This window comes from Sphingomonas edaphi, assembly GCF_003583725.1.
Taxonomy (GTDB): Bacteria; Pseudomonadota; Alphaproteobacteria; order Sphingomonadales; family Sphingomonadaceae; genus Sphingomicrobium; species Sphingomicrobium edaphi.
This window is the reverse complement of the sequence record NZ_QXTF01000001.1, coordinates 91,396-110,765: the sequence shown is the minus strand read 5'-3', so window position 1 is coordinate 110,765 and position 19,370 is coordinate 91,396. Positions and strand designations below refer to the sequence as shown.

Annotated in this window: 19 protein-coding genes and 2 tRNA genes; 3 read left to right on the top strand and 18 right to left on the bottom strand. The window is 60.9% G+C overall.

Going from position 1 to position 19,370, the window contains the following annotated elements:
* The first annotated feature begins 79 nt into the window (after positions 1–79).
* Positions 80–1,180, top strand: a complete 1,101-nt coding sequence (gene ald, locus D3M59_RS00555; protein ID WP_119530506.1) for an alanine dehydrogenase — start codon at positions 80–82, stop codon at positions 1,178–1,180.
* On the opposite strand, the gene D3M59_RS00550 is transcribed toward ald, so the two are convergent.
* The 9 genes from D3M59_RS00550 to D3M59_RS00515 form a co-directional block, all read right to left on the bottom strand.
* Positions 1,165–1,809 (bottom strand): tetratricopeptide repeat protein, encoded by a 645-nt coding sequence (locus tag D3M59_RS00550; RefSeq protein ID WP_158581909.1) that lies wholly within the window; start codon positions 1,807–1,809, stop codon positions 1,165–1,167. The two genes, ald and D3M59_RS00550, sit on opposite strands and share 16 nt — an antisense overlap.
* Positions 1,809–2,213 carry a cytochrome c-type biogenesis protein gene (locus tag D3M59_RS00545; protein WP_119530500.1) on the bottom strand — a complete coding sequence of 135 codons (405 nt, stop codon included), beginning with the start codon at positions 2,211–2,213 and terminating at the stop codon, positions 1,809–1,811. The genes D3M59_RS00550 and D3M59_RS00545 overlap by 1 nt, the downstream gene beginning before the upstream one ends.
* Positions 2,210–2,737 carry a DsbE family thiol:disulfide interchange protein gene (locus D3M59_RS00540; protein WP_119530497.1) on the bottom strand — a complete coding sequence of 176 codons (528 nt, stop codon included), beginning with the start codon at positions 2,735–2,737 and terminating at the stop codon, positions 2,210–2,212. The genes D3M59_RS00545 and D3M59_RS00540 overlap by 4 nt, the downstream gene beginning before the upstream one ends.
* The gene (locus D3M59_RS00535) at positions 2,734–4,656 is read right to left on the bottom strand and encodes a heme lyase CcmF/NrfE family subunit (RefSeq protein WP_119530495.1); all 1,923 of its coding nucleotides are present in this window, start codon (positions 4,654–4,656) and stop codon (positions 2,734–2,736) included. Before D3M59_RS00535 ends, D3M59_RS00540 begins: the two co-directional genes overlap by 4 nt.
* Positions 4,653–5,072, bottom strand: a complete 420-nt coding sequence (gene ccmE / locus D3M59_RS00530; protein WP_199662388.1) for a cytochrome c maturation protein CcmE — start codon at positions 5,070–5,072, stop codon at positions 4,653–4,655. Before ccmE ends, D3M59_RS00535 begins: the two co-directional genes overlap by 4 nt.
* A 2-nt stretch (positions 5,073–5,074) precedes the next feature.
* On the bottom strand, positions 5,075–5,206 hold the full coding sequence (locus D3M59_RS12295) for a hypothetical protein (protein ID WP_267896907.1): 132 nt from the start codon (positions 5,204–5,206) through the stop codon (positions 5,075–5,077).
* Entirely contained in the window at positions 5,203–5,922 is a 720-nt protein-coding gene (ccmC, locus tag D3M59_RS00525; protein WP_119530490.1) for a heme ABC transporter permease CcmC, read from the bottom strand. The genes D3M59_RS12295 and ccmC overlap by 4 nt, the downstream gene beginning before the upstream one ends.
* 44 nt (positions 5,923–5,966) lie before the next feature.
* Positions 5,967–7,016: a Leu/Phe/Val dehydrogenase gene (locus D3M59_RS00520; RefSeq protein WP_119530487.1), complete on the bottom strand. Its 1,050-nt coding sequence runs from the start codon at positions 7,014–7,016 to the stop codon at positions 5,967–5,969.
* Positions 7,017–7,050: 34 nt separating this feature from the next.
* Positions 7,051–7,127: transfer RNA gene (locus tag D3M59_RS00515), tRNA-His, on the bottom strand.
* A gap of 81 nt (positions 7,128–7,208) precedes the next feature.
* On the opposite strand from D3M59_RS00515, the gene D3M59_RS00510 reads away from it, so the two are divergent.
* Together D3M59_RS00510 and D3M59_RS00505 are read left to right on the top strand one after the other, a co-directional pair.
* On the top strand, positions 7,209–7,646 hold the full coding sequence (locus D3M59_RS00510) for an HIT family protein (protein WP_119530485.1): 438 nt from the start codon (positions 7,209–7,211) through the stop codon (positions 7,644–7,646).
* Positions 7,647–7,723: 77 nt separating this feature from the next.
* Complete coding sequence (locus D3M59_RS00505) at positions 7,724–8,440, top strand: Crp/Fnr family transcriptional regulator (RefSeq protein ID WP_119530482.1); 717 nt, start codon at positions 7,724–7,726, stop codon at positions 8,438–8,440.
* 49 nt (positions 8,441–8,489) lie between these two features.
* On the opposite strand, the gene D3M59_RS00500 is transcribed toward D3M59_RS00505, so the two are convergent.
* The 9 genes from D3M59_RS00500 to D3M59_RS00460 form a co-directional block, all read right to left on the bottom strand.
* Positions 8,490–8,564: transfer RNA gene (locus tag D3M59_RS00500), tRNA-Val, on the bottom strand.
* 72 nt (positions 8,565–8,636) lie between these two features.
* Complete coding sequence (locus D3M59_RS00495) at positions 8,637–8,909, bottom strand: HU family DNA-binding protein (RefSeq protein ID WP_119530479.1); 273 nt, start codon at positions 8,907–8,909, stop codon at positions 8,637–8,639.
* A gap of 89 nt (positions 8,910–8,998) precedes the next feature.
* A complete protein-coding gene (gene lon / locus D3M59_RS00490) occupies positions 8,999–11,398 on the bottom strand; it encodes an endopeptidase La (protein ID WP_119530476.1) in 2,400 nt (799 codons plus the stop codon).
* Between the two features lie 26 nt (positions 11,399–11,424).
* Positions 11,425–11,955 carry a hypothetical protein gene (locus D3M59_RS00485; protein WP_147416671.1) on the bottom strand — a complete coding sequence of 177 codons (531 nt, stop codon included), beginning with the start codon at positions 11,953–11,955 and terminating at the stop codon, positions 11,425–11,427.
* Between the two features lie 3 nt (positions 11,956–11,958).
* Entirely contained in the window at positions 11,959–13,239 is a 1,281-nt protein-coding gene (gene clpX, locus D3M59_RS00480) for an ATP-dependent Clp protease ATP-binding subunit ClpX (protein WP_119530471.1), read from the bottom strand.
* Between the two features lie 160 nt (positions 13,240–13,399).
* Positions 13,400–14,416: an inorganic phosphate transporter gene (locus D3M59_RS00475; protein ID WP_119530468.1), complete on the bottom strand. Its 1,017-nt coding sequence runs from the start codon at positions 14,414–14,416 to the stop codon at positions 13,400–13,402.
* Positions 14,417–14,431: 15 nt separating this feature from the next.
* Positions 14,432–15,556 carry a DUF47 family protein gene (locus D3M59_RS00470; protein ID WP_199662386.1) on the bottom strand — a complete coding sequence of 375 codons (1,125 nt, stop codon included), beginning with the start codon at positions 15,554–15,556 and terminating at the stop codon, positions 14,432–14,434.
* Positions 15,557–15,656: 100 nt separating this feature from the next.
* Entirely contained in the window at positions 15,657–16,310 is a 654-nt protein-coding gene (gene clpP / locus D3M59_RS00465; RefSeq protein ID WP_119530465.1) for an ATP-dependent Clp endopeptidase proteolytic subunit ClpP, read from the bottom strand.
* Between the two features lie 146 nt (positions 16,311–16,456).
* Positions 16,457–19,327 (bottom strand): TonB-dependent receptor, encoded by a 2,871-nt coding sequence (locus D3M59_RS00460; RefSeq protein ID WP_119530463.1) that lies wholly within the window; start codon positions 19,325–19,327, stop codon positions 16,457–16,459.
* Positions 19,328–19,370 lie beyond the last annotated feature (43 nt).

The window sequence follows — 19,370 nt, the reverse complement described above, 5'->3', positions numbered from 1 at the left end:
GCACCGGCAAAAAGGCGCTGCAATCGCGCGACTGCCGGTCTATAGGGCCGCCACTTTCCCAATTTGGAGCGAACGTATCATGCGCGTCGGAGTGCCGAAGGAAATCAAGAATCACGAGTATCGAGTCGGCCTGACGCCCGCTTCGGTGGCGGAACTGGTCGCCCATGGTCACGAGCTGTTTGTCGAAACGAACGCCGGCATGGGCATCGATTTTTCCGATAAGGCCTATGAGAAGGCCGGAGCAACGATCCTGCCAACCGCCGCCGATGTCTTCGAAAAGGCGGAGATGATCGTAAAGGTGAAGGAACCGCAGGCGAGCGAAATCGCCATGCTGCGGCCCCACCACCTCCTGTTCACTTACCTTCATCTGGCGCCAGATCCCGATCAGACTATGGGTCTGATGAAGTCGGGCGCGACGTGCATCGCTTATGAAACCGTCACGTCGAACTCCGGCGCTCTCCCGCTCCTCAAACCGATGAGCGAAGTTGCAGGCCGAATGTCGATCCAGGTCGGCGCGCACTACCTTGAAAAGGAACAGGGCGGACGCGGCGTCCTGCTCGGCGGCGTACCGGGCGTGGCCCCCGCTAAGGTAGCAATCCTCGGTGGCGGCGTTGCTGGAATTAACGCAGCGCAAATGGCCACCGGCCAGCGCGCCGATGTGACCATCTACGACATAAACAACGACCGTCTGGCCGAGCTCGACATGCACTTTGGTAGCCAGATCAAAACTGCTTTTGCGTCGAAGGCGGCGATCGCGCAGGCCGTGCAGGAAGCCGAACTCGTCATCGGTGCGGTACTCGTTCCAGGCGCCGCGGCCCCGAAACTGGTCACGCGCGAAATGCTGAAGACGATGAAGCGCGGCAGCGTTCTCGTCGATATTGCCATCGACCAGGGCGGCTGCTTCGAAACGTCGAAGGCAACGACCCATGACGACCCCGTTTACGAGGTCGACGGTGTTATCCACTATTGCGTGGCCAATATGCCGGGCGCGGTCGCCCGTACCTCAACGTTTGCGCTCAATAATGCGACGCTTCCGTTTGCGCTGAAGCTGGCGAACCTCGGCGCGGAGAAGGCGATGGCTGCCGATCCGCACCTGGCGAATGGCCTCAACGTGTCGGGCGGCAAGATTCGCAACCAGCCAGTCGCGGAAGCGCTCGGACTTCCCTACGAACCCGCCTGATTTGACTTGGGGGGCGCTGTCATTGACGGCGCCCCCTGCTCTACCAGCAGCAATCCGTTTTCGACGATCGGCCGCCAGCTGACATTCGCGGGCGCATTGGCCAAGACTTCACGCCAGATTCGTACGGCTTCGGCCGAGTTGCCGGACCTGGCTTCTGCTAGTCCTAGGAAGAAGAGCGGTGCGGGATGGCCAGGCGCCAGTTCGGCCGATCGCGCAAAAGCGAAGCGCGCCCCCGGGCTGAGCGTTCGACTATGGTCAGCAAGCGCGTTGCCGAGGCCCAGCCACAGCTTATAGTCACCTGGATGACGCTTTACCTGCGTCTGCAACAGCTTCGCCGCGTCCTCCGTGCGGCCTCGTGACGCGAGCGCGTCGGCAATATTGAGCCACGTGTCGGCATAGTCGAACTGCCCGGTCAGCGCGTGCCGCGCCCCGGTCAGTGGCATGGGGGCTGCTCGCTCGGCTGCCGCACGCGGGCTGCCGCCAAGGTCCGGTCTCCCCTGCAGCGCATAGCCTGCGCAGCCGAACAGGATAGCCGCGGCCGATAGGGTCAGCACGGGTCCTCGAACTTTGAGTAGCCAAAGAAGCGCCACCAGCAAGGCAGCCAGCAGCACAAGCCAGACAAAGCCCATCAGTCGCGCCTCCGGAAACGATGGCGCAGCAAATAGGCGCCGGCAGCAATCAGGAGGATCGGCGCAGCCCATAGCGGCCAGGTCATCGGTTCTACCGGAGGGCGGTAGCTCACCCAATCGCCATAGCGCTGGACTAGCCAGTCACGGACTTCATCCGGCCGTTCGCCCGCTGCAATTCTTTGCCGGACCAAGGCTCGCATGTCGCCAGCCATTTCGGCGTCGCTGTCTGCAATCGACTGACCTTGGCATACGAGGCAGCGCAGTTCCTCCATTAAGGCCTTTGCGGCTTTTTCCTGTCGCGGATCGGCAAGCTGCTCGTTGGCATATCGGGCGGGAGGCAGATCACTGTCCGCGCGCGCCGGCCCCGCCATCATAAGGAGCAGTATGAGCGCCCGGTACTTCATCGAGCTTGCTCCCAGCGCTGACGAAGCTCGGCGAGATCCGATGCCTCGATCGGGCCCATATGCTGGTATCGGATGATGCCGCGGCCATCGACGATGAATGTTTCAGGTACGCCCGACGATCCCAATGCCAGCTGTACCTGGCTTTCAGGATCGCTTCCAATTCGTTCGAACGGGTTGCCATGGCGCTTGAGGAAGTTCGCGACGTCTACAGGCTTGTCCCGCACCGCGATGGCATCAATCGGCACGCCCTGGCGCTGTAGTTCAAGTAGTAAGGGCGCCTCCGCAATGCACGGCACGCACCAGCTTGCGAAGACATTGACCAAGCGCGGCTTTCCGCTGGCGAAGTCGCGCGAAGACAGCCCTTTCACGCCTTCTACTGCCGACTGCAATTCGAAAGGCGGCAGCGGCTGCCCGGTTAAACGCGATGGTATTTTTTCGTCGTTGGGCACTGCCAAACGCCAGCTTACCGCTCCGACAAACAGAAGTAGGACTAGCAGCGGGATGAAACGGGAGGCGCTCTTCATGCGAACGCGTCCTCTCCCCGGCGACGCGGTCTCCGCTCACGGAAGAATCGGCCAATCAGCGCCAGCGCGCCACCAAGCGCGATAAGGCAGCCCCCGAACCAGATTAGCGTCACGAAGGGTTTCCACCACAGCCGCAACTGCCAGCGCCCTTCCCCATCCTGTTCGCCAAGGACTGCGTAAATTTGCCCGTTCCAACTGGTGTCGATCGCCGCTTCGTTCGTCGTTGTTGGTGGCTCGGCAAAGAATCGGCTTTGCGGATTGAGAACCACAACGCCTGATCCCCGCGATGCCCTCAATTCTGCCTCCAGTGCAGTCCAATTGGGGCCCGCTACGGGCGTAATGTCACGAAACTCCACGAGCCAAGGACCCACTTCGATCTTGTCGCCCGGACGGGCGGCCGCGAGTCGTTCGCGAGTGAATGCGCTATCTGACGCCATTCCGATCATCGAGACCGCAACGCCAAGGTGAGCGAGGCACATTCCCCACACAGCAAGCGGGGTCCGGCGAAGCGAACGGTTCAGGAGCGGCTGGAGGCTGGCGGGCACCAGTGTGGCCCCCAGTGTCAGGCCAAGGCGCGGAAGCAGGCCGATGCCGGGCGCCAACACGATCGTTGCCATAAGGACGCCGCTGCCGACAACCAGCCCGGGCGCTATCCGTGGCAGAACCGGCGCCGCATCCCTCCGCCACCGAAGTTGGGGCGCGATCACCATCAACGCAGCAAGCAGGAGCGCTAAAGGACTTGCGACAGCATCGAAGTAAGGCGGCCCAACCGACAGCTTTTCGCCTGACAGCGCTTCCGCCAATAACGGATAAAGGGTGCCGACGAACACAATGCCGAGGATTACCGAAAGCAGCAGGTTGTTCGCGACAAGTCCGCCTTCGCGGCTCACGGGTTCAAACGGTGCGCCTTCCTTCACTGTCGCGATACGGAATGCGAACAAGGTGAGCGCGCCGCCGATGTAGATCGTCAGCAGGGCAAGGATGAAGCTACCTCTCGTGGGGTCGACCGCGAACGAGTGTACTGATGTCAGGATTCCCGAGCGTACCAGAAACGTTCCGACCATCGACATCGAAAAGGCTACGAGCGCCAGCATCATTGTCCAGGCACGAAGGCCGCCGCGCGCCGCCAGCACATTCACACTATGCAATAGAGCAGTTGCAGCGAGCCATGGCATCAGCGAGGCATTTTCCACGGGGTCCCAGAACCACCAGCCGCCCCAGCCCAGCTCATAATAAGCCCAGTAGCTACCAGCGGTGATGCCAAGCGTCAGCATGACCCAGGCGGCCAAGACCCACGGGCGCATCGCGCGGGCGATCGCCGGTCCCACATTGCGGCGGACAAGGCCACCAACTGCGATACTAAACGCAACCGACAGGCCGACATAGCCGAGGTAGAGAGTCGGCGGGTGGAAAGCGAGGCCCGGATCCTGGAGCAGCGGATTAAGACCACGTCCGTCTACCGGCGCAGGACTAAGGCGCTCGAACGGGTTGGATGCGAACAGCAGAAAGGCGAAGAAGCCAAGAGCGAGCATCGCCTGGGCGCCCAAGGTCGCCCCGAGAGTGCGTCGGTCGAGCCGACGCTCGAATAAGGCCAGAATCGCTCCGGCGAGCGCCAGGACCATGACCCACAGCAGCATGGATCCTTCATGATTTCCCCAAGTGCCGGAGAACTTATAGAGCCACGGTTTCTGGCTGTGGCTGTTCTCCGCCACGAGAAGGACGCTCATGTCACTCCTCAGGAAGAGCAGAACCAGGCTGGCGAATGCCAGCACCGTCAATATGCCCTGCCCGATCGCAACGGCCCGAATGCTGGACAATTGCCTGCCGGGCGTTCCGCCTAGACCGGCAGCGAGCCCCAGTTGCAAAGCCGCGAGCGCCGCCGCAAGCCAAAGGCTGGCCAGTCCGGCTTCCGCAATCACCGAGCGGCGACTTCGTTGGCCATTTGCGGCGGCATATAACGCTCGTCATGCTTTGCCAGGATGTGGTCGGCGACAAATAGCCCGCTTGGCTGCAAACGGCCTTCGGCAACCACGCCACTACCCTCTCGAAAAAGGTCGGGGGTGATCCCCCGGTATGCGACCGGCGTCACAGCCTTGCCGTCGCTGACGTCAAACCGGATCGAAACGCCGTCACGCTCGCGGACCAGCGAGCCTTCGACGACCATTCCCCCCAACCGCATAGCGGTGTCAGGCTCTGCCTTTCCGGCAGCAATGTCGGACGGCGTCACGAAATATGCCGCGCGATCTTGCAGCCCCCACATCGCGAGCAGGACGGCGCCAAGCACGGCCGCAACTGCGAGAGTGACCAGCACAAGGCGCTGATGCTTTGGCCGCACCATCATCGCCGGCGCCTTACGGCATCTGCAGCGCGTTCTGCTCGCCGCATCGTGACAAAGGCGAAGGCGAGCAACCCGGCGACGCCCAGCCCGACGACGGCATATGCCGCGATGACGAAGGACCACTGGTTCATTCGGCTGCGCTCCGGCGAAGACGAGCCTCGAGCTTTGTGCGGGCAAGGTCTGCCCGCATCAACATCAACGAGACCGCGGCAAAGACCGCCGTGAAACCCAGCATGGTCAGCGGCAACGGCCAAAGGATTTCCGGCGCAATCGTCGATCCTCCGGCGACGCTGATTGACTGCCCTTGGTGAAGCGTGCGCCACCACAGCACCGAATAATGGATGATCGGCAGGTTGATCGCTCCGACCAACCCGAAAATTGCGGCCATGCGCCCCTCGCCGCCTCGCTCACGCTCCGCCGAGGCCAGAGCGATGTATCCGAGATAGAGGAAAAAAAGGATCAGCATTGACGTTAGCCGGCCGTCCCATTCCCACCAGGTTCCCCAAGTCGGCCGACCCCAAATGGAACCGGTGGCAAGGCATAGAGCGGCAAAGGTCGCGCCGGCCGGTGCCAGTGCGCGCCCCGCCACTGCTGCCAATGGATGGCGCCAGACGATTTGGCTGATCGACGCGGCGGCTATCGATGCCCAACCCGCCATGCCGAGCCAGGCGGACGGAACGTGAATGTAAAGGATGCGGACCGTCTCGCCCTGCAGATAATCGGGGGGAGTGAAAACCAAGCCCCCGATCACGCCGGCAAGCAACAGCACCAGGCCAATGCCCAGCAGCCAGCCAGTAGCGGGCCGGGCAATCTTCAGGAAACGGGCTGGGTTGGCGTAACCGTGCATGGCGAATGGCCAATGGCCCTAGCGAACCCCTGCCCGCGCTTCAATCAGCCGCGGCCAATCAGTTTTTGCGCCATGGCGTCGGCGACGGCAGCAGGATCGCGGCCGCTGCTCGCGCTTTCAGTCCAAATCTGCTCGAGACGACCCGGAATCGCTTCGATGCGCGAACGGACCAGCTCCGGCCCTCCGTCGTTCAGATACTCGGTCGACACGTTGATGATGCCGCCGGCATTGATGACGTAGTCGGGGGCGTAGAGAATTCCTCGTGCGTGAAGGCGGGCGCCGTCGCCGGGCGCAGCAAGCTGGTTGTTCGCACCGCCCGCAACGATCGGAGTGCGGAGCGCGGCGATCGATTCCTCTGTGAGGATCGCGCCAAGCGCGCACGGGCTGACGACGTCGGCCTCCAATGACAGGACATCCGCCGGCGAAACAATGGTGCCGCCCGTTTCCGCGGCAAGTTTCTCAACCCGCCCGACGTCAACGTCGGCAATCGAGAGCCTCGCGCCCTCCTGGGCCGCCAACCGCGCAACGCCGCCAGCAACGCTGCCGGCGCCCTGCATGGCAATGTGCAGGCCGTTGAGGCTGTCCTTGCCCAAGGCGCGCTTCACAGCCGCCTTGATGCCGAGAAACACGCCGAGCGACGTGTGCGGGCCTGGGTCGCCGCCGACCTCTCCCCCTTCGACCGGCAAGCCGGCGATATATTTTGTCTCGGTGGAGATCTTCGTAATGTCGGCGACCGAGATCCCGACGTCTTCGGCGGTCACATATTTGCCGCCCAGTGATTGCACCGCGCGGCCGAAGGCTGACAGCATCTCTGGCGACTTAGTCCGGTCTTTATCGGCGAGGATGACGGCCTTTCCGCCACCCAAAGGCAGTCCAGCCATAGCGTTCTTGTAGCTCATCCCCCGCGACAGTCGCAGCGCGTCTGTCAGAGCGTCCGCGTCATCGGCGTAATGCCAAAAGCGCGTGCCGCCGGCGGCAGGCCCGAGATGGGTCGAATGCATCGCGATGATGGCGCGCAGCCCGCTCTTTTCGTCGGTAACGAAATGCAGCGCTTCATGCGCGTCGAAATCGGGGTAGCCCCAAGGGGTGTTCATGGATCGCCTAACTGCCTGTCTGGCTAAGGAAAAATGGGGCGACCGACGGGACTTGAACCCGCGACCCTCGGTACCACAAACCGATGCTCTAACCAACTGAGCTACGATCGCCACAAAACGCCTTGATGGGGCGCGGTGGCTCCTTAAGGTTGCCGGTCCAGCTTGGCAAGCGACCCGAACACAAGGTGCCCCATGTCGAATGAAACGATGGCGAAATTCGGATACCCGAACACGCTGGTCAGGGAATATGAGCATTGGGTCGTTCTACTCCGCCCGCAACAAGTGACATTGGGCTCGCTGGTATTGGCCGCCAAGAGCGACGCAACTGCATTCGGCCAATTGCCTCCTGGGGCCCACACAGAGTTGTCGACAATCACCGCAGACATCGAAGCCATGCTTACTCGCGAGATTTCGTACGAGCGCATCAACTATCTAATGTTGATGATGGTCGACCCGCATGTTCACTTCCACGTCTTCCCCCGCTACGAAACGCGGCGTACGTTCGCCGGAGAAGAATTCGTCGACGCTGGCTGGCCTGGGCCGCCTGATCTCAAGTCCGGCCGAGAATTGCGACCGGCAGTATTCGAACAATTACGTAGCCAACTCTCCGTTAACGCGAATCAGGGTTAATAACCTTGGTTTGTGGACTGGATTAATTGCTTGCGGAACCGGCGAGCGGGGCGCATTCCGGTTACGGGGAGAATGGAATGACGATTCGACGGACACGCCCATCGGGCGATTCCGGCGTGAGCCTGCGCGACCGCCTCATCCAGGCTGGACTGGAAGAGCAGTACGCGGACATGCTGGTGCAAATGCCTCACAAAGTTGTACAGGTTGAACCGCGACGGCCGTTTCGCGAGCCCGGAGTGGCCCGAGACGAAGTGATGTTCGTCCGGTCCGGCATTTTATCGAAATTCAAGACTGATGGCAGCGGCCGGAGACAGATCGTCGCCCTACGCTTTCCGGGTGACGGAATCCTGCCGCGGGAAGGCGCGGCGGACTACGGCATCCAGGCGATCGTTAAAAGCGAAGTGATGGTCGGCCGGGCGGAAGACTTCAACGAACTGGTCGAGGAGAATCCAGAACTGGCTCGCTTCTTCTGGAAGCTGATTCAGCGTCACAATTCCATCGGCTATGAATGGCTGGTCAATACCGGTCGCCGCGATTCCACCGCTCGTGTCGCCCACCTGCTATGCGAGACTGCAGAACGGAGCGGTATCGACGTTCGTCACGACGCAATGGTGAACCCGTTCACCCAGCAACAGATTGCTGACATCACTGGACAGACTTCGGTCAACGTGAACCGGGTGTTTGCTGACCTCGAACGGCAAGGCCTCATTAAGCGTCGTGGACGTGAAATCCAGTTTACAGACTGGAGTGAACTTCGCCGGGTGGCCAGCTTCCAGCCGGGGTACCTGCAATAAGGAAAGTGCCTTGAACGAGCGGTCCGTAGTGACCTGCTCGTTCCAGGCATGGTGGGCGCGACAGGGATTGAACCTGTGACCCCACCCGTGTGAAGGGTGTGCTCTACCGCTGAGCTACGCGCCCATGCCTGAACGGTCGGGCGCCATTAGGCGAGCGCATCGACCCTGTCCAGCCTGTTGCCGGACCTTTCAAATCTTATTGAACTGCGTCCTTCAGCACCTTGCCAGGACGAAATTTGGGCTGCGAGGTCGCCTTGATCTGCATCGGTTCCCCGGTGCGCGGATTGCGGCCCGTGGAAGCTTTGCGGCGCGTCACGGAGAAATTTCCGAAACCCACCAGCCGAACTTCGTCACCACGCTTCAAGGTCGACGTAATGACCTCCAGCATGGTCTCAACCGCGCGGCTTGCGTCGTTTCGCGAAAGTCCGGCGCGATCGGCAACATGGCCGATGAGTTCCTGCTTATTCATTCTCCAAAGCTCCCGATTGAGCGCCGCGGGGACTCGCGGTCATGGAAGGTCAACATTTAAGGCAAGTTCCCGCCCGTAAGTCAAAACAGTTAGTGGCGGACTGTCGCGCCCTCACCCCCGACTGGCGGATGAACTATCGGATCAGTGGCCTGTTCATCGGCATCGGTCCATTCGATTGGGCACATCGGTTGCGCGAGAGCACGCGCGAGAACCTCGTCGACATGGGCAACCGGAATGATTTCCAGTGCTTCCTTCACGGATGCCGGAATCTCGGCCAGGTCCTTTTCGTTATCGGCCGGGATTAGCACCGTCTCGATTCCGCCGCGCAGCGCAGCAAGGAGCTTTTCCTTCAGTCCACCAATCGGCAGAACCCGTCCACGAAGAGTAACTTCACCCGTCATCGCGACATCCCGTCGAACCGGAATACCCGTCAGCGTCGAGATCATCGCCGTGACCATGCCAATGCCGGCGGACGGTCCGTCCTTAGGCACTGCGCCTTCGGGCAAGTGGACGTGAATGTCCTTCCGGGCGAAGATTGACGGCTTCACGCCATAGCTGGGCGAGCGGGCCTTCACGAAGCTCATCGCGGTAGCGATGGATTCGGTCATGACTTCGCCAAGCTTGCCGGTGGTCTTGATTTGACCCTTGCCGGGCACCGTCACCGCTTCGATCGTCAGCAGTTCACCGCCAACCTCGGTCCAAGCAAGCCCAGTAACCGCGCCAATCTGGTCTTCTTCCTCGCCAACGCCATAGCGATAGCGACGAACGCCGAGGAATTCACCGGCATTTTCAGCGGTTAGAGAGACTTTTTCAGTTTTATTCTCAAGAATTTGGCGGAGCGATTTACGCGCGACCTTGGCCAGTTCCCGCTCAAGCGTGCGAACACCCGCCTCCCGCGTAAAATGGCGAATGACAGCGCGGAGTCCGTCGTCGGTAAACTCCAACTCACCATCTTTCAGGCCGTGCGCTTCAATCTGCTTCGGAATGAGATGGCGCTTAGCGATCTCGACCTTCTCGTCTTCCGTATACCCCTCAAGCCGGATGATCTCCATTCGATCAAGCAGCGGTTGCGGCATGTCGAGGGAGTTCGCCGTCGTGACAAACATGACGTCGGACAGGTCGTAGTCGAGCTCCAGGTAATGGTCCTGGAACTTGCTGTTTTGTTCAGGGTCGAGGACTTCAAGCAGCGCCGAAGCTGGGTCGCCTCGAAAATCCTGTCCGAGCTTGTCGATTTCGTCGAGCAGGAACAGCGGATTGCTCGTTCCTGCCTTCTTCAGGTTGGAGATGATCTTGCCAGGCAGCGAGCCGATGTAGGTTCGGCGATGTCCCCGAATTTCCGCTTCATCCCGAACGCCGCCCAGTGACTGGCGCACAAACTCGCGACCCGTCGCCTTGGCAATGGAGCGCCCAAGCGAGGTCTTGCCGACGCCCGGCGGTCCGACAAGGCACAGGATCGGCCCCTTCAGCCGGTTGGTGCGGGCTTGCACCGCCAGATATTCGACGATCCGATCTTTGACCTTCTCGAGACCGTAATGGTCTTCGTCCAGCACCGCCTGCGCTTCGGCAATGTCCCGCTTCAGGCGCGACTTTTTCCCCCATGGGAGGCCGAGCAGGACATCGAGGTAATTGCGGGCAACAGTGGCTTCGGCACTCATAGGTGCCATGGCGCGAAGCTTCTTCAACTCGGCGTTCGCCCGGGTGCGCGCTTCCTTGCTAAGGCGTGTCTTGCGAATCTTAGCGGCCAACTCGTTGAGCTCGTCGCCGCCCTCTTCTCCCTCGCCCAGCTCGCGCTGGATCGCCTTAAGCTGCTCGTTGAGATAATATTCGCGCTGCGTCTTCTCCATCTGGCGCTTTACGCGACTGCGGATCTTCTTTTCGACCTGCAGGACACCCAGTTCGCCTTCCATGAAGGCAAACACCATCTCCAACCGACGTGCGGGATTGAGTTCTCCCAACAACGCCTGCTTGTCGCTGACTTTGATCGACAAGTTGGACGCCACCGCGTCGGCCAGAATCGACGGCTCTTCGATTTCTCCGAGCTGCATCGAAGTTTCCGCCGGCAGCCTTTTGTTGAGCTTGGCGTAGTTTTCGAACTGGTCGATTACCGACCGCATGAGCGCCTGCGCCTCGGTCGCGTCGGCCTCTTCCTCGTCGACTAGCTCGACTTCGGCCTTCTGGTAGCCGTCGCCTTCGAGAAGGCTCACCAGCCGCGCGCGCTTTGCGCCTTCCACAAGTACGCGGACCGTTCCGTCGGGGAGCTTTAGCAACTGCATTGCCGTGGCAATAACGCCTAGGTCATAGACGGCATCGCGGTCGGGATCATCCTCGCCCGGATCGAGCTGTGCGACCAGGAAGAGTTCCTTGTCCTCGGCCATCGCGGCCTCGAGCGCGGCAACGGATTTTTCCCGGCCGACGAACAGCGGGACGATGCGATGCGGAAAAACGACGATGTCGCGAAGGGGCAAAACGGGAAGCGTACGAATTGTCATACCCGTTATATGGGCAGCGGTGGCGCCTAGCGCAACGCCGGACTGACGTATCCTGCTAGCATCAACGCCGGTCCAAGGTTCTGTAGCGCGTGCGTGGCGGTCACGACTCCGACCGCAATCCAGAACCCGCGTTGGCGCCAGACGACAAATAGCGTCGAGAAAATGAGGAAGGGCCACCAAATGGCGAAGCCCCAGCTCAGCGCGCCTAGCGAATGCGCAACGCCCCAAAGGAGCGCGCTAGTTATGACGGCAGCTGCCGGCTTCAGGAAGCGTTGCAGCAGCACCAGGATGCCGCCCATGATTAGTGTTTCGAGGAGTGGCGAAAACACGACCAGCAGGAAAATGGCGTACATGCCGCTCAGCCCAGCAAAATCGGGCTTAGCCATGTCCGGGGCGACGCTGCTGATGATGAGAGCCAGCACGATGCTGCCGGCCAGGCTGAGGAGCCAGCCGGTCAGGATCGCCAACCAGGCCCGGCGCGGTTCGCGCACCGGAGCTGGGAGGAATCTTAGAAAACTATCGTCGAGGAGCCGGGCGGGCGCGGTGACGCTCGCCACCGGTTAAGCCGCGTCGCCGCCAGAAGATGCCGTCTTGTCCTTTTTGGCATAGACGCGGACCGGGTCCTTGCGACCGTCGATCACGTCCTTGTCGACATGCACTTCGTCGACGCCTTCCATGGATGGCAGGTCGAACATGGTATCGAGCAAGATGCCTTCGAGGATCGACCGGAGGCCACGGGCGCCGGTCTTTCGCTCGATCGCCTTCTTGGCGACTGCGTGCAGTGCCTCGTCGGAGAATTCCAGCTCCACATCCTCCATGTCGAACAGCTTCTGGTACTGTTTCACCAAGGCATTCTTCGGCTCGATTAAAATCTTGACCAGCGCTTCCTCGTCAAGGTCTTCCAGCGTGGCGATGACTGGCAGTCGGCCGATGAACTCGGGAATCAGGCCGAATTTCAGCAGATCTTCCGGCTCCGTTGATTTCAGCGTTTCGCCCGTGCGCTTTTCCTCCGGCGCGGCGACATAAGCGCCGAAACCGATCGATTTGCCCTGTAGGCGGTCGCCGATGATCTTCTCGAGGCCCGCGAAAGCGCCGCCGCAAATGAACAGGATATTGGTCGTGTCGACCTGCAGGAATTCCTGCTGTGGATGCTTGCGGCCACCCTGCGGCGGAACCGAGGCAGTTGTGCCTTCCATGAGCTTCAGTAGAGCCTGCTGCACGCCCTCGCCTGACACGTCGCGGGTGATCGAGGGATTGTCCGACTTGCGCGAAATCTTGTCGATTTCGTCAATGTAAACGATCCCGCGTTGGGCCTTTTCGACATTATAGTCGCTGGCCTGCAGCAGCTTCAGGATGATGTTCTCGACGTCCTCGCCGACATAGCCGGCCTCGGTCAGCGTCGTCGCATCGGCCATGGTGAAAGGTACATCGAGGATGCGCGCCAACGTCTGAGCTAGCAGAGTCTTGCCGCAGCCGGTCGGGCCGATCAGCAGGATATTGGATTTGGCGAGCTCGACGTCGGCGCCCGTCTTGGCGCCGTGGTTGAGTCGCTTGTAATGGTTGTGGACAGCCACCGACAGGACGCGCTTCGCCCGAGATTGGCCAATGACATAATCGTCAAGAACCTTGAAGATCTCCGAAGGAGTCGGAACGCCGTCGCGAGTCTTGACCAGCGCGGACTTGGTCTCTTCGCGAATAATGTCGTTGCAGAGCTCGACACACTCGTCGCAGATGAAGACGGTCGGGCCCGCAATCAGCTTGCGTACCTCATGCTGCGACTTGCCGCAGAAGCTGCAGTAAAGCGTGCTCTTGCTATCGCCGCCGCCGGAAAGCTTAGTCATTTAGGTCCCTTGTCCTCGTCACTCAGCCGCACCGCGGCCGGCCGGTCATGCTAAACCGGTTTATCGCACAATCAAACTGGCAGATGCGTTAACGCGCGTCCCCGCCCCAAGTACCTGTCCCAGATATGGAATGTCGCAACCGTCCCGGCAAGGGGAAAGGTCAGGCGAACAAGGTCGTTAGCCAGTAGAAGAAGGCTGCGACGAGCCCGGACGCAGGAATGGTGATGAGCCACGCCATGACGACATTCTGCGCTACTCCCCACCGGACCGCCGACGCGCGGCGGGCCACGCCGGCACCTATGATGCTTCCGGTGATGGTATGCGTCGTCGAAACAGGAATGCCCATCGCGCTCGCGGAAAACAGGATTGCGGATCCACCGAGCGACGCCGAGAAGCCCTGGTGCTGCGACAGCTTGGTGATGCGGCTGCCCATCGTCTCGATGATCCGCCAACCGCCCATCAATGTGCCAAGACCGATGGCAATATAGCAACTGATCGCGACCCAGTGAGGCACTTCGAAGTCGCCGGTGAGGTAACCGGTCGAATAGAGGAGAACAGTGATGATCCCCATCGTTTTCTGAGCATCGTTCAGGCCGTGGCTTAGCGAATAGGCAGCTGACGAAACCAGGTGGAGCGACCGAAAGGTCCGTTCGGCCTTTTTGGCACTGGATCGGGCAAGCAGCCAACTCGACCCAAGCATGATCGACATCGCCAATAGCATGCCAAGGGTCGGCGAAAGGACAATCGCGACCAATGTCTTGTTAAGACCGGTCCATTGCACGCCCGTAAGGCCCGCATGGGCGACGCCTGCTCCAACGATGCCACCCACTAATGCGTGACTGGACGAGGACGGAATGCCCTTGAGCCAAGTGACCACGTTCCAGAACATGGCGCCGACTAGCGCGCCGAAGACAACCGATGGTGTAACCAAGTCTTTATCGATCAGCCCCTTGCCGATGGTATCCGCGACTGCATGCAATTGCGGCCAGGCCAGCGTCAGGAAATAGGCCGCAAAATTGAAAAAGGCGGCGAAGGCGACGGCCTGAACCGGGCCCAGCAGTTTGGTCGCCACCACCGTCGCGATCGAATTGGCCGCGTCGTGCAGGCCATTCAGGAAGTCGAACGCGAGCGCCAAGATGATCAGCCCGACGAGTAGCGGCAGTGCAAGTTCATGCATGGCGAGCGCCGTAGCCTAGCTGTGGTCGATCACGATGCCGTCGATGACGTTCGCGACGTCCTCGAATGCATCGACGATCCGCTCGAGATGCTTGAAGATCTCGCGCTGCACGATGAACTGGATGGCGTCTCCGTTCCGATGCGCCTGAAACGCCTTTTTCAGACCCGCAGAATGGATTTCGTCGGCATGGCCCTCCATCCGCACCAAACGCTCGGTGAGCTCGTGCAGGCGGCCGCCATTCGCACCGACCTCGCGAAGCAACGGCATCGCTTCCGCTACCAGGCGGGCACAGTCGACGATGATTGCCGCCATGTCCTTCATTTCCTGGTCGAAATCCCGGACCTCATAGAGCTGGATTGCAGACGCAGCAGCCTGCATTTCGTCGATCGCGTCGTCCATCGAACCGATCAGCGCGGTAATCGCGCTGCGATCGAACGGCGTCAGGAAGGTCTCACGGACGGTTTTGAGTACCTCACGAATGATCTGGTCGGCATCATGCTCGCGTTCAAAGACCTCGCGGGCATTCTCGGCTATGGCAGGGCCACCCTGCACCAACCTACCCGTGGCATCGGCAGCCGCGACCAATGCTACAGCGTGCGCTTCGAACAGTTCGAAGAAGCCACCGGTCTTCGGCAGCAAGCGTTGGAACCAGGCGAACATAGGACCTACCTTCGATTTTTGGGCAACGGCATGAAGTACGCCCGTTCGGCGTGCCGCCTTGTTGAATTCACTGGCACCGAATGACCGGATAAGATCGCGCAGGTCTGGCTCGTCGACGGCATTTGCAGCCTCTGCCAATGGAAACCAGCGGCGCTCGCGCTGCTTTCGTTCTTTCCAGTCGTCGAGTTCCTGGCTGACCGCGAGCGGAAATACGTCGACGTCGGCCATGAGCGACGCGCCACTCCCCTTTCGCTTGCGATAGCGGAAGCTGCCAATCGGCGTCGGGCAAACGGCCCCGCGAACACCGGCTTCTTCTTCGGCCTCCAGTGCAGCAGCTGCGTGCGGCGCGATGTTGCTGCCGAAATTGCCCTTGGGGATCACCCAGCGTTTCGATTCGCGGGATGTCACGAGCAGAATCTGCACCGGAGCATCGAGCTCCTGGCCAAGGTTACGATAAGGCAAGGCGGCAATTTGTCGGATGGTTCGGGCTTTCCTTGGACGGCAAGAAAATCCCCGCCGCGAACATCGCGACGGGGACTAGTGCGGCACCTTGCGGACCGCAAGAAAAATGACAGTTTGGTTACGCCGGAGTGATGTCGGCGGCACCCGTCGTGTCGCCCTCGCTCGCGTCGGGTCGGCGGTCGAAAACTTCGTCGATCAGGCCGTATGCCTTCGCTTCGTCGGCCTCCAGGAACTTGTCGCGGTCCATTGCCTTCTCGATCTCTTCGATCGGCTGACCAGTGTATTTGGCATAAAGCGAATTTAGACGGGTCCGCATCCGAAGGATTTCGCGGGCCTGAATTTCAATGTCCGACGCCATTCCCTGCGCACCGCCCGACGGCTGATGGATCATGATCCGGCTGTTGGTAAGCGCGACCCGCATGCCAGGCTCGCCGGCCGCGAGCAGGAAGCTGCCCATCGAGGCGGCTTGGCCAATGCAGACCGTGCCCACCTTCGGACGGATGTACTGCATCGTGTCATGTATCGCGAGGCCGGCCGTCACCACGCCGCCCGGCGAGTTGATGTACATGAAGATGTCCTTCTTCGGGTTTTCGGACTCGAGGAAGAGAAGCTGGGCGGTGATGAGCGAGGCCATATGGTCCTCGATAGGGCCGGTGATGAAGACGATCCGTTCGCGAAGCAGCCGCGAGTAGATGTCGAAGCTGCGTTCGCCGCGGTTCGATTGCTCGATAACGATGGGAACGAGACCGGAAACGATGTCCTGATGATCCATAGGAAACGGGTAATCCTTGCGTTGCGTCCCACCCTACATCGTCAGGTTCGCGCCAATGTTCAAGCGCCGCGGGCCGGTTCTATGGAAAAGGGCGACCAGCGCATGGCTGGCCGCCCTTCCCCCGTTCGGCGGTAATCAGGACCGCCTTACATCTTCACGGTCGCACGGGCGTAGAGGTAGCGGCCCGGGACGTCGTAGGTGCCAGGATCGTAGTTGTTCAGGCCGCAGGTGACGCAGCCCGGCGGATCCTTGTCGAACAGGTTGTTCACGCCCAGCGCGAAGCCGAAATTGTCGGCGAACGCAGGAGCGGTGAACCGCAGCTGCACGTCGGTGTAGAATCGCGAGTTCAACTTGTTATCGGCCTGCGACTCCCGGACGCTCTTGATATAGCGGCCAGTCAGCGTGAGCCCGACATTCTGTCCTGCCCAATCGATGATGCCGATCGCCTTGTGCTTCGGGAAGGCCTGGTCGGGGCTGCCCTGCTCGGTGCCTTCCCGGCTGATCTTGGCCGTTCCGTCCGCAGTCGGGACGATGACGTCATAGTTGAACAGGAAAGTGTTATTCAGCGTCAGCCCAAGCGTTCCCCAGCTCGCCGGTGCGGTGCGATAGGCGATGTTGAGGTCCAGTCCTTCGGTGTTGATGCCGTTGACGTTGTCGAGAATGCCGGAGATCTGGGCGATCTGCCCGGTGGCCGTACGCGTCACCGCGGCGCAGGCAATCGGGTCGAGGGTGGCTACGCAGCGGGCGAGGATGTCGCCGGCCGCAGCAAATATCGCATCCTTGATCTTGATGTTGTAGTAGTTCGCCTCAATCGAGAAGCGCGGCAGGAAGCCCGGGCTGTAGACTGCGCCGAAGTTCCAACCCTTCGACTTTTCGGGTTTCAAATTCTCGTTGCCGCTGGTCAGCACCGACAGCTGCGGGTTGTTTTGCTGGTAGCCAACCGGCACGCCAAGAGTAGCGCAGTTGGTCGCAATCTGACCCGTCGGATTCTGGTCGGCCGAGCAAGGATCGTTCAATTCCTGATCGAAGCGAGACGGCGTTCCGAACAGTTCGCCAATGGTCGGCGCGCGGAACCCCTCCGAATAAGAGCCCCGAAGCCGCAGATCCGAGACCGGCTTCCAGTTGATGCCGCCCTTGAACGTCGCGGTCGAGCCCGACCGACTGTAATCGGAGTAGCGGGCTGCGCCGTTCAGCTCTAGCAGCTCGAAGAACGGCCGGTCGGCGAGCAGCGGGGCATTCACTTCCCCATAGAACTCATCGACGTTGTAGCCGCCTCTCGTCGGAAGCGCAGGAATGTCCGATCCCAGGCCTGCTGCGACCGTGGGATCCGGATCGAACCGGCCCTTATAGTCGCGATGTTCATATCCGAGCGCGATGCCAAGATCGCCCCCCGGAAGCGTCGCGATGCTGCCCGACACGTTGGCGCTGAAGCCCCACAGCTTCTGCTGGCTGCGGTCTCTTTGCGTGAAACTGACGAAGTCCAGCATTTCCTGCGTGATCGAGCCCGCACCGCCGAAGATGTTGAAGGGCACGCAGGCGCCGGTGCAGTCGGCGTCGGGGCCAAGTGCAAGCGCCAGGTTAGCGGCGTTGATATTGCCCAACACCGTCTGCTTTGCCTTGTTGCGGCCGTAGAGACCGTTGACGTCCCAGAACCATTCGCGGCCCATCAAGCCGAACTTACCGTCCAGCGTAGCGGTGCCGTACAAAGTCTTCACTGTCTGGTTGTACCGGCGCGGACCGCCTTCGACGACGCGGCGACCGATAAAGGCATAGTTGGCAGTGTTGCCATTGGGCGTGCCGTCGAGGTTGAACCCGGACTCCAGCGTCACGCCGAACGGATTAAACTGGTTGGTACTATCGATCGAAATTCGATCAAGCAGGTTCCCGTTGCCTGCATCAGGGCCGACGAACAGTGGCAGCGGCGCTGCCTGGTTCTTCGACTTGCGGCGATTCCAGACCAGCTTCGCACGAAGGTTTAAGTCTGCGCCGAGCTCCTGCTTCACATTGGCGAACGCCCCCATGCGCTCAAGCGGGGTCAGGATGAAGTTGTACGGCGCGAAGTTGAATCGGTCTGCATTGGTGAAGGCACGGTAGTCCGCGGGCGTCGGCGTCACGCCTGGCGGCAGCGCATTGATCAGCGTGATGTCTTCTCGAGGATCAACCGACGGGAAAACGATCACCCGTCCGTTCAGCGTACCGGAACTGCAGCCGCCTGCCGGATCGTCGCAGGTGGTCAGAAACGGGTTTGGAAAACGCGAAATGGCGCGATCACGTGAGCTGATTGGGCTCTGCTTCACATAGTTGCCGCCGACGACAATTTGAGTGGCGCCATCGCCGCCATTGCCCCAGCTCAGTTGGTAATTTTGCGAGAAGCCGTCGCCGTCGTCGTATCCGCCCAGTTGCGCCGATGCGATCAGTCCCTTCTGCCGGGTCTTGGTGATGATGTTGACTACGCCCGCGATGGCGTCGGAGCCATAAATCGCGGACGCGCCGTCCTGCAGGACCTCGACGCGCTCGATCATGCTTTCCGGGATGGCGTTGAGATCGACCGAGCCGGGGACGCCGCTCGCGGAGCTTGCATTGACGAACCTCAGGCCGTCGACGAGCACCAGCGTCCGCTTGGAACCCAGGTACCGAAGATCGATCTCGGCCGCGCCGGCGCCGACCCCGCCGCCGTCAGGCGGATTGCCGAAGTTGCCGGAGTTGTTGAACTTGCCGTTAAGGCCGCCGCCCGCACTGGGAAGGCGCTGCAGGACGTCATTGACCGAATTCAGGCCGGTCTTGGCGATATCCTCCTGGTCCACGAAGGTGATGGGCTGTTCCTGGCTTAGCGGGTCGCGGCGGATGCGCGATCCGGTAACGACAATCTCGCCGCCGGATGTCGGTTCGCTCGCGGTGCTAGACGGGGTTTCGGCAGCTTCGGGCGGCGGCAAGTTGCTTTGTGCCGCTGCCGCGCTTCCGATGACCAACGCAAGAACGCCTGCTCCTGACCGGAGCGCATGTCCAAAACGGCCCATCAATTATCTCCCTGTTAAGCGAAGACCAATTAAAGTCTTTCAC

Coding starts and splice junctions, on each gene's coding strand:
- ald (WP_119530506.1), top strand. CDS start 80: ATGCGCGTCGGAGTGCCGAAGGAAATCAAGAATCACGAGTATCGAGTC.
- D3M59_RS00550 (WP_158581909.1), bottom strand. CDS start 1,809: ATGGGCTTTGTCTGGCTTGTGCTGCTGGCTGCCTTGCTGGTGGCGCTT.
- D3M59_RS00545 (WP_119530500.1), bottom strand. CDS start 2,213: ATGAAGTACCGGGCGCTCATACTGCTCCTTATGATGGCGGGGCCGGCG.
- D3M59_RS00540 (WP_119530497.1), bottom strand. CDS start 2,737: ATGAAGAGCGCCTCCCGTTTCATCCCGCTGCTAGTCCTACTTCTGTTT.
- D3M59_RS12295 (WP_267896907.1), bottom strand. CDS start 5,206: ATGAACCAGTGGTCCTTCGTCATCGCGGCATATGCCGTCGTCGGGCTG.
- ccmC (WP_119530490.1), bottom strand. CDS start 5,922: ATGCACGGTTACGCCAACCCAGCCCGTTTCCTGAAGATTGCCCGGCCC.
- D3M59_RS00520 (WP_119530487.1), bottom strand. CDS start 7,016: ATGAACACCCCTTGGGGCTACCCCGATTTCGACGCGCATGAAGCGCTG.
- D3M59_RS00510 (WP_119530485.1), top strand. CDS start 7,209: ATGTCGAATGAAACGATGGCGAAATTCGGATACCCGAACACGCTGGTC.
- D3M59_RS00505 (WP_119530482.1), top strand. CDS start 7,724: ATGACGATTCGACGGACACGCCCATCGGGCGATTCCGGCGTGAGCCTG.
- D3M59_RS00495 (WP_119530479.1), bottom strand. CDS start 8,909: ATGAATAAGCAGGAACTCATCGGCCATGTTGCCGATCGCGCCGGACTT.
- lon (WP_119530476.1), bottom strand. CDS start 11,398: ATGACAATTCGTACGCTTCCCGTTTTGCCCCTTCGCGACATCGTCGTT.
- clpX (WP_119530471.1), bottom strand. CDS start 13,239: ATGACTAAGCTTTCCGGCGGCGGCGATAGCAAGAGCACGCTTTACTGC.
- D3M59_RS00475 (WP_119530468.1), bottom strand. CDS start 14,416: ATGCATGAACTTGCACTGCCGCTACTCGTCGGGCTGATCATCTTGGCG.
- clpP (WP_119530465.1), bottom strand. CDS start 16,310: ATGGATCATCAGGACATCGTTTCCGGTCTCGTTCCCATCGTTATCGAG.
- D3M59_RS00460 (WP_119530463.1), bottom strand. CDS start 19,327: ATGGGCCGTTTTGGACATGCGCTCCGGTCAGGAGCAGGCGTTCTTGCG.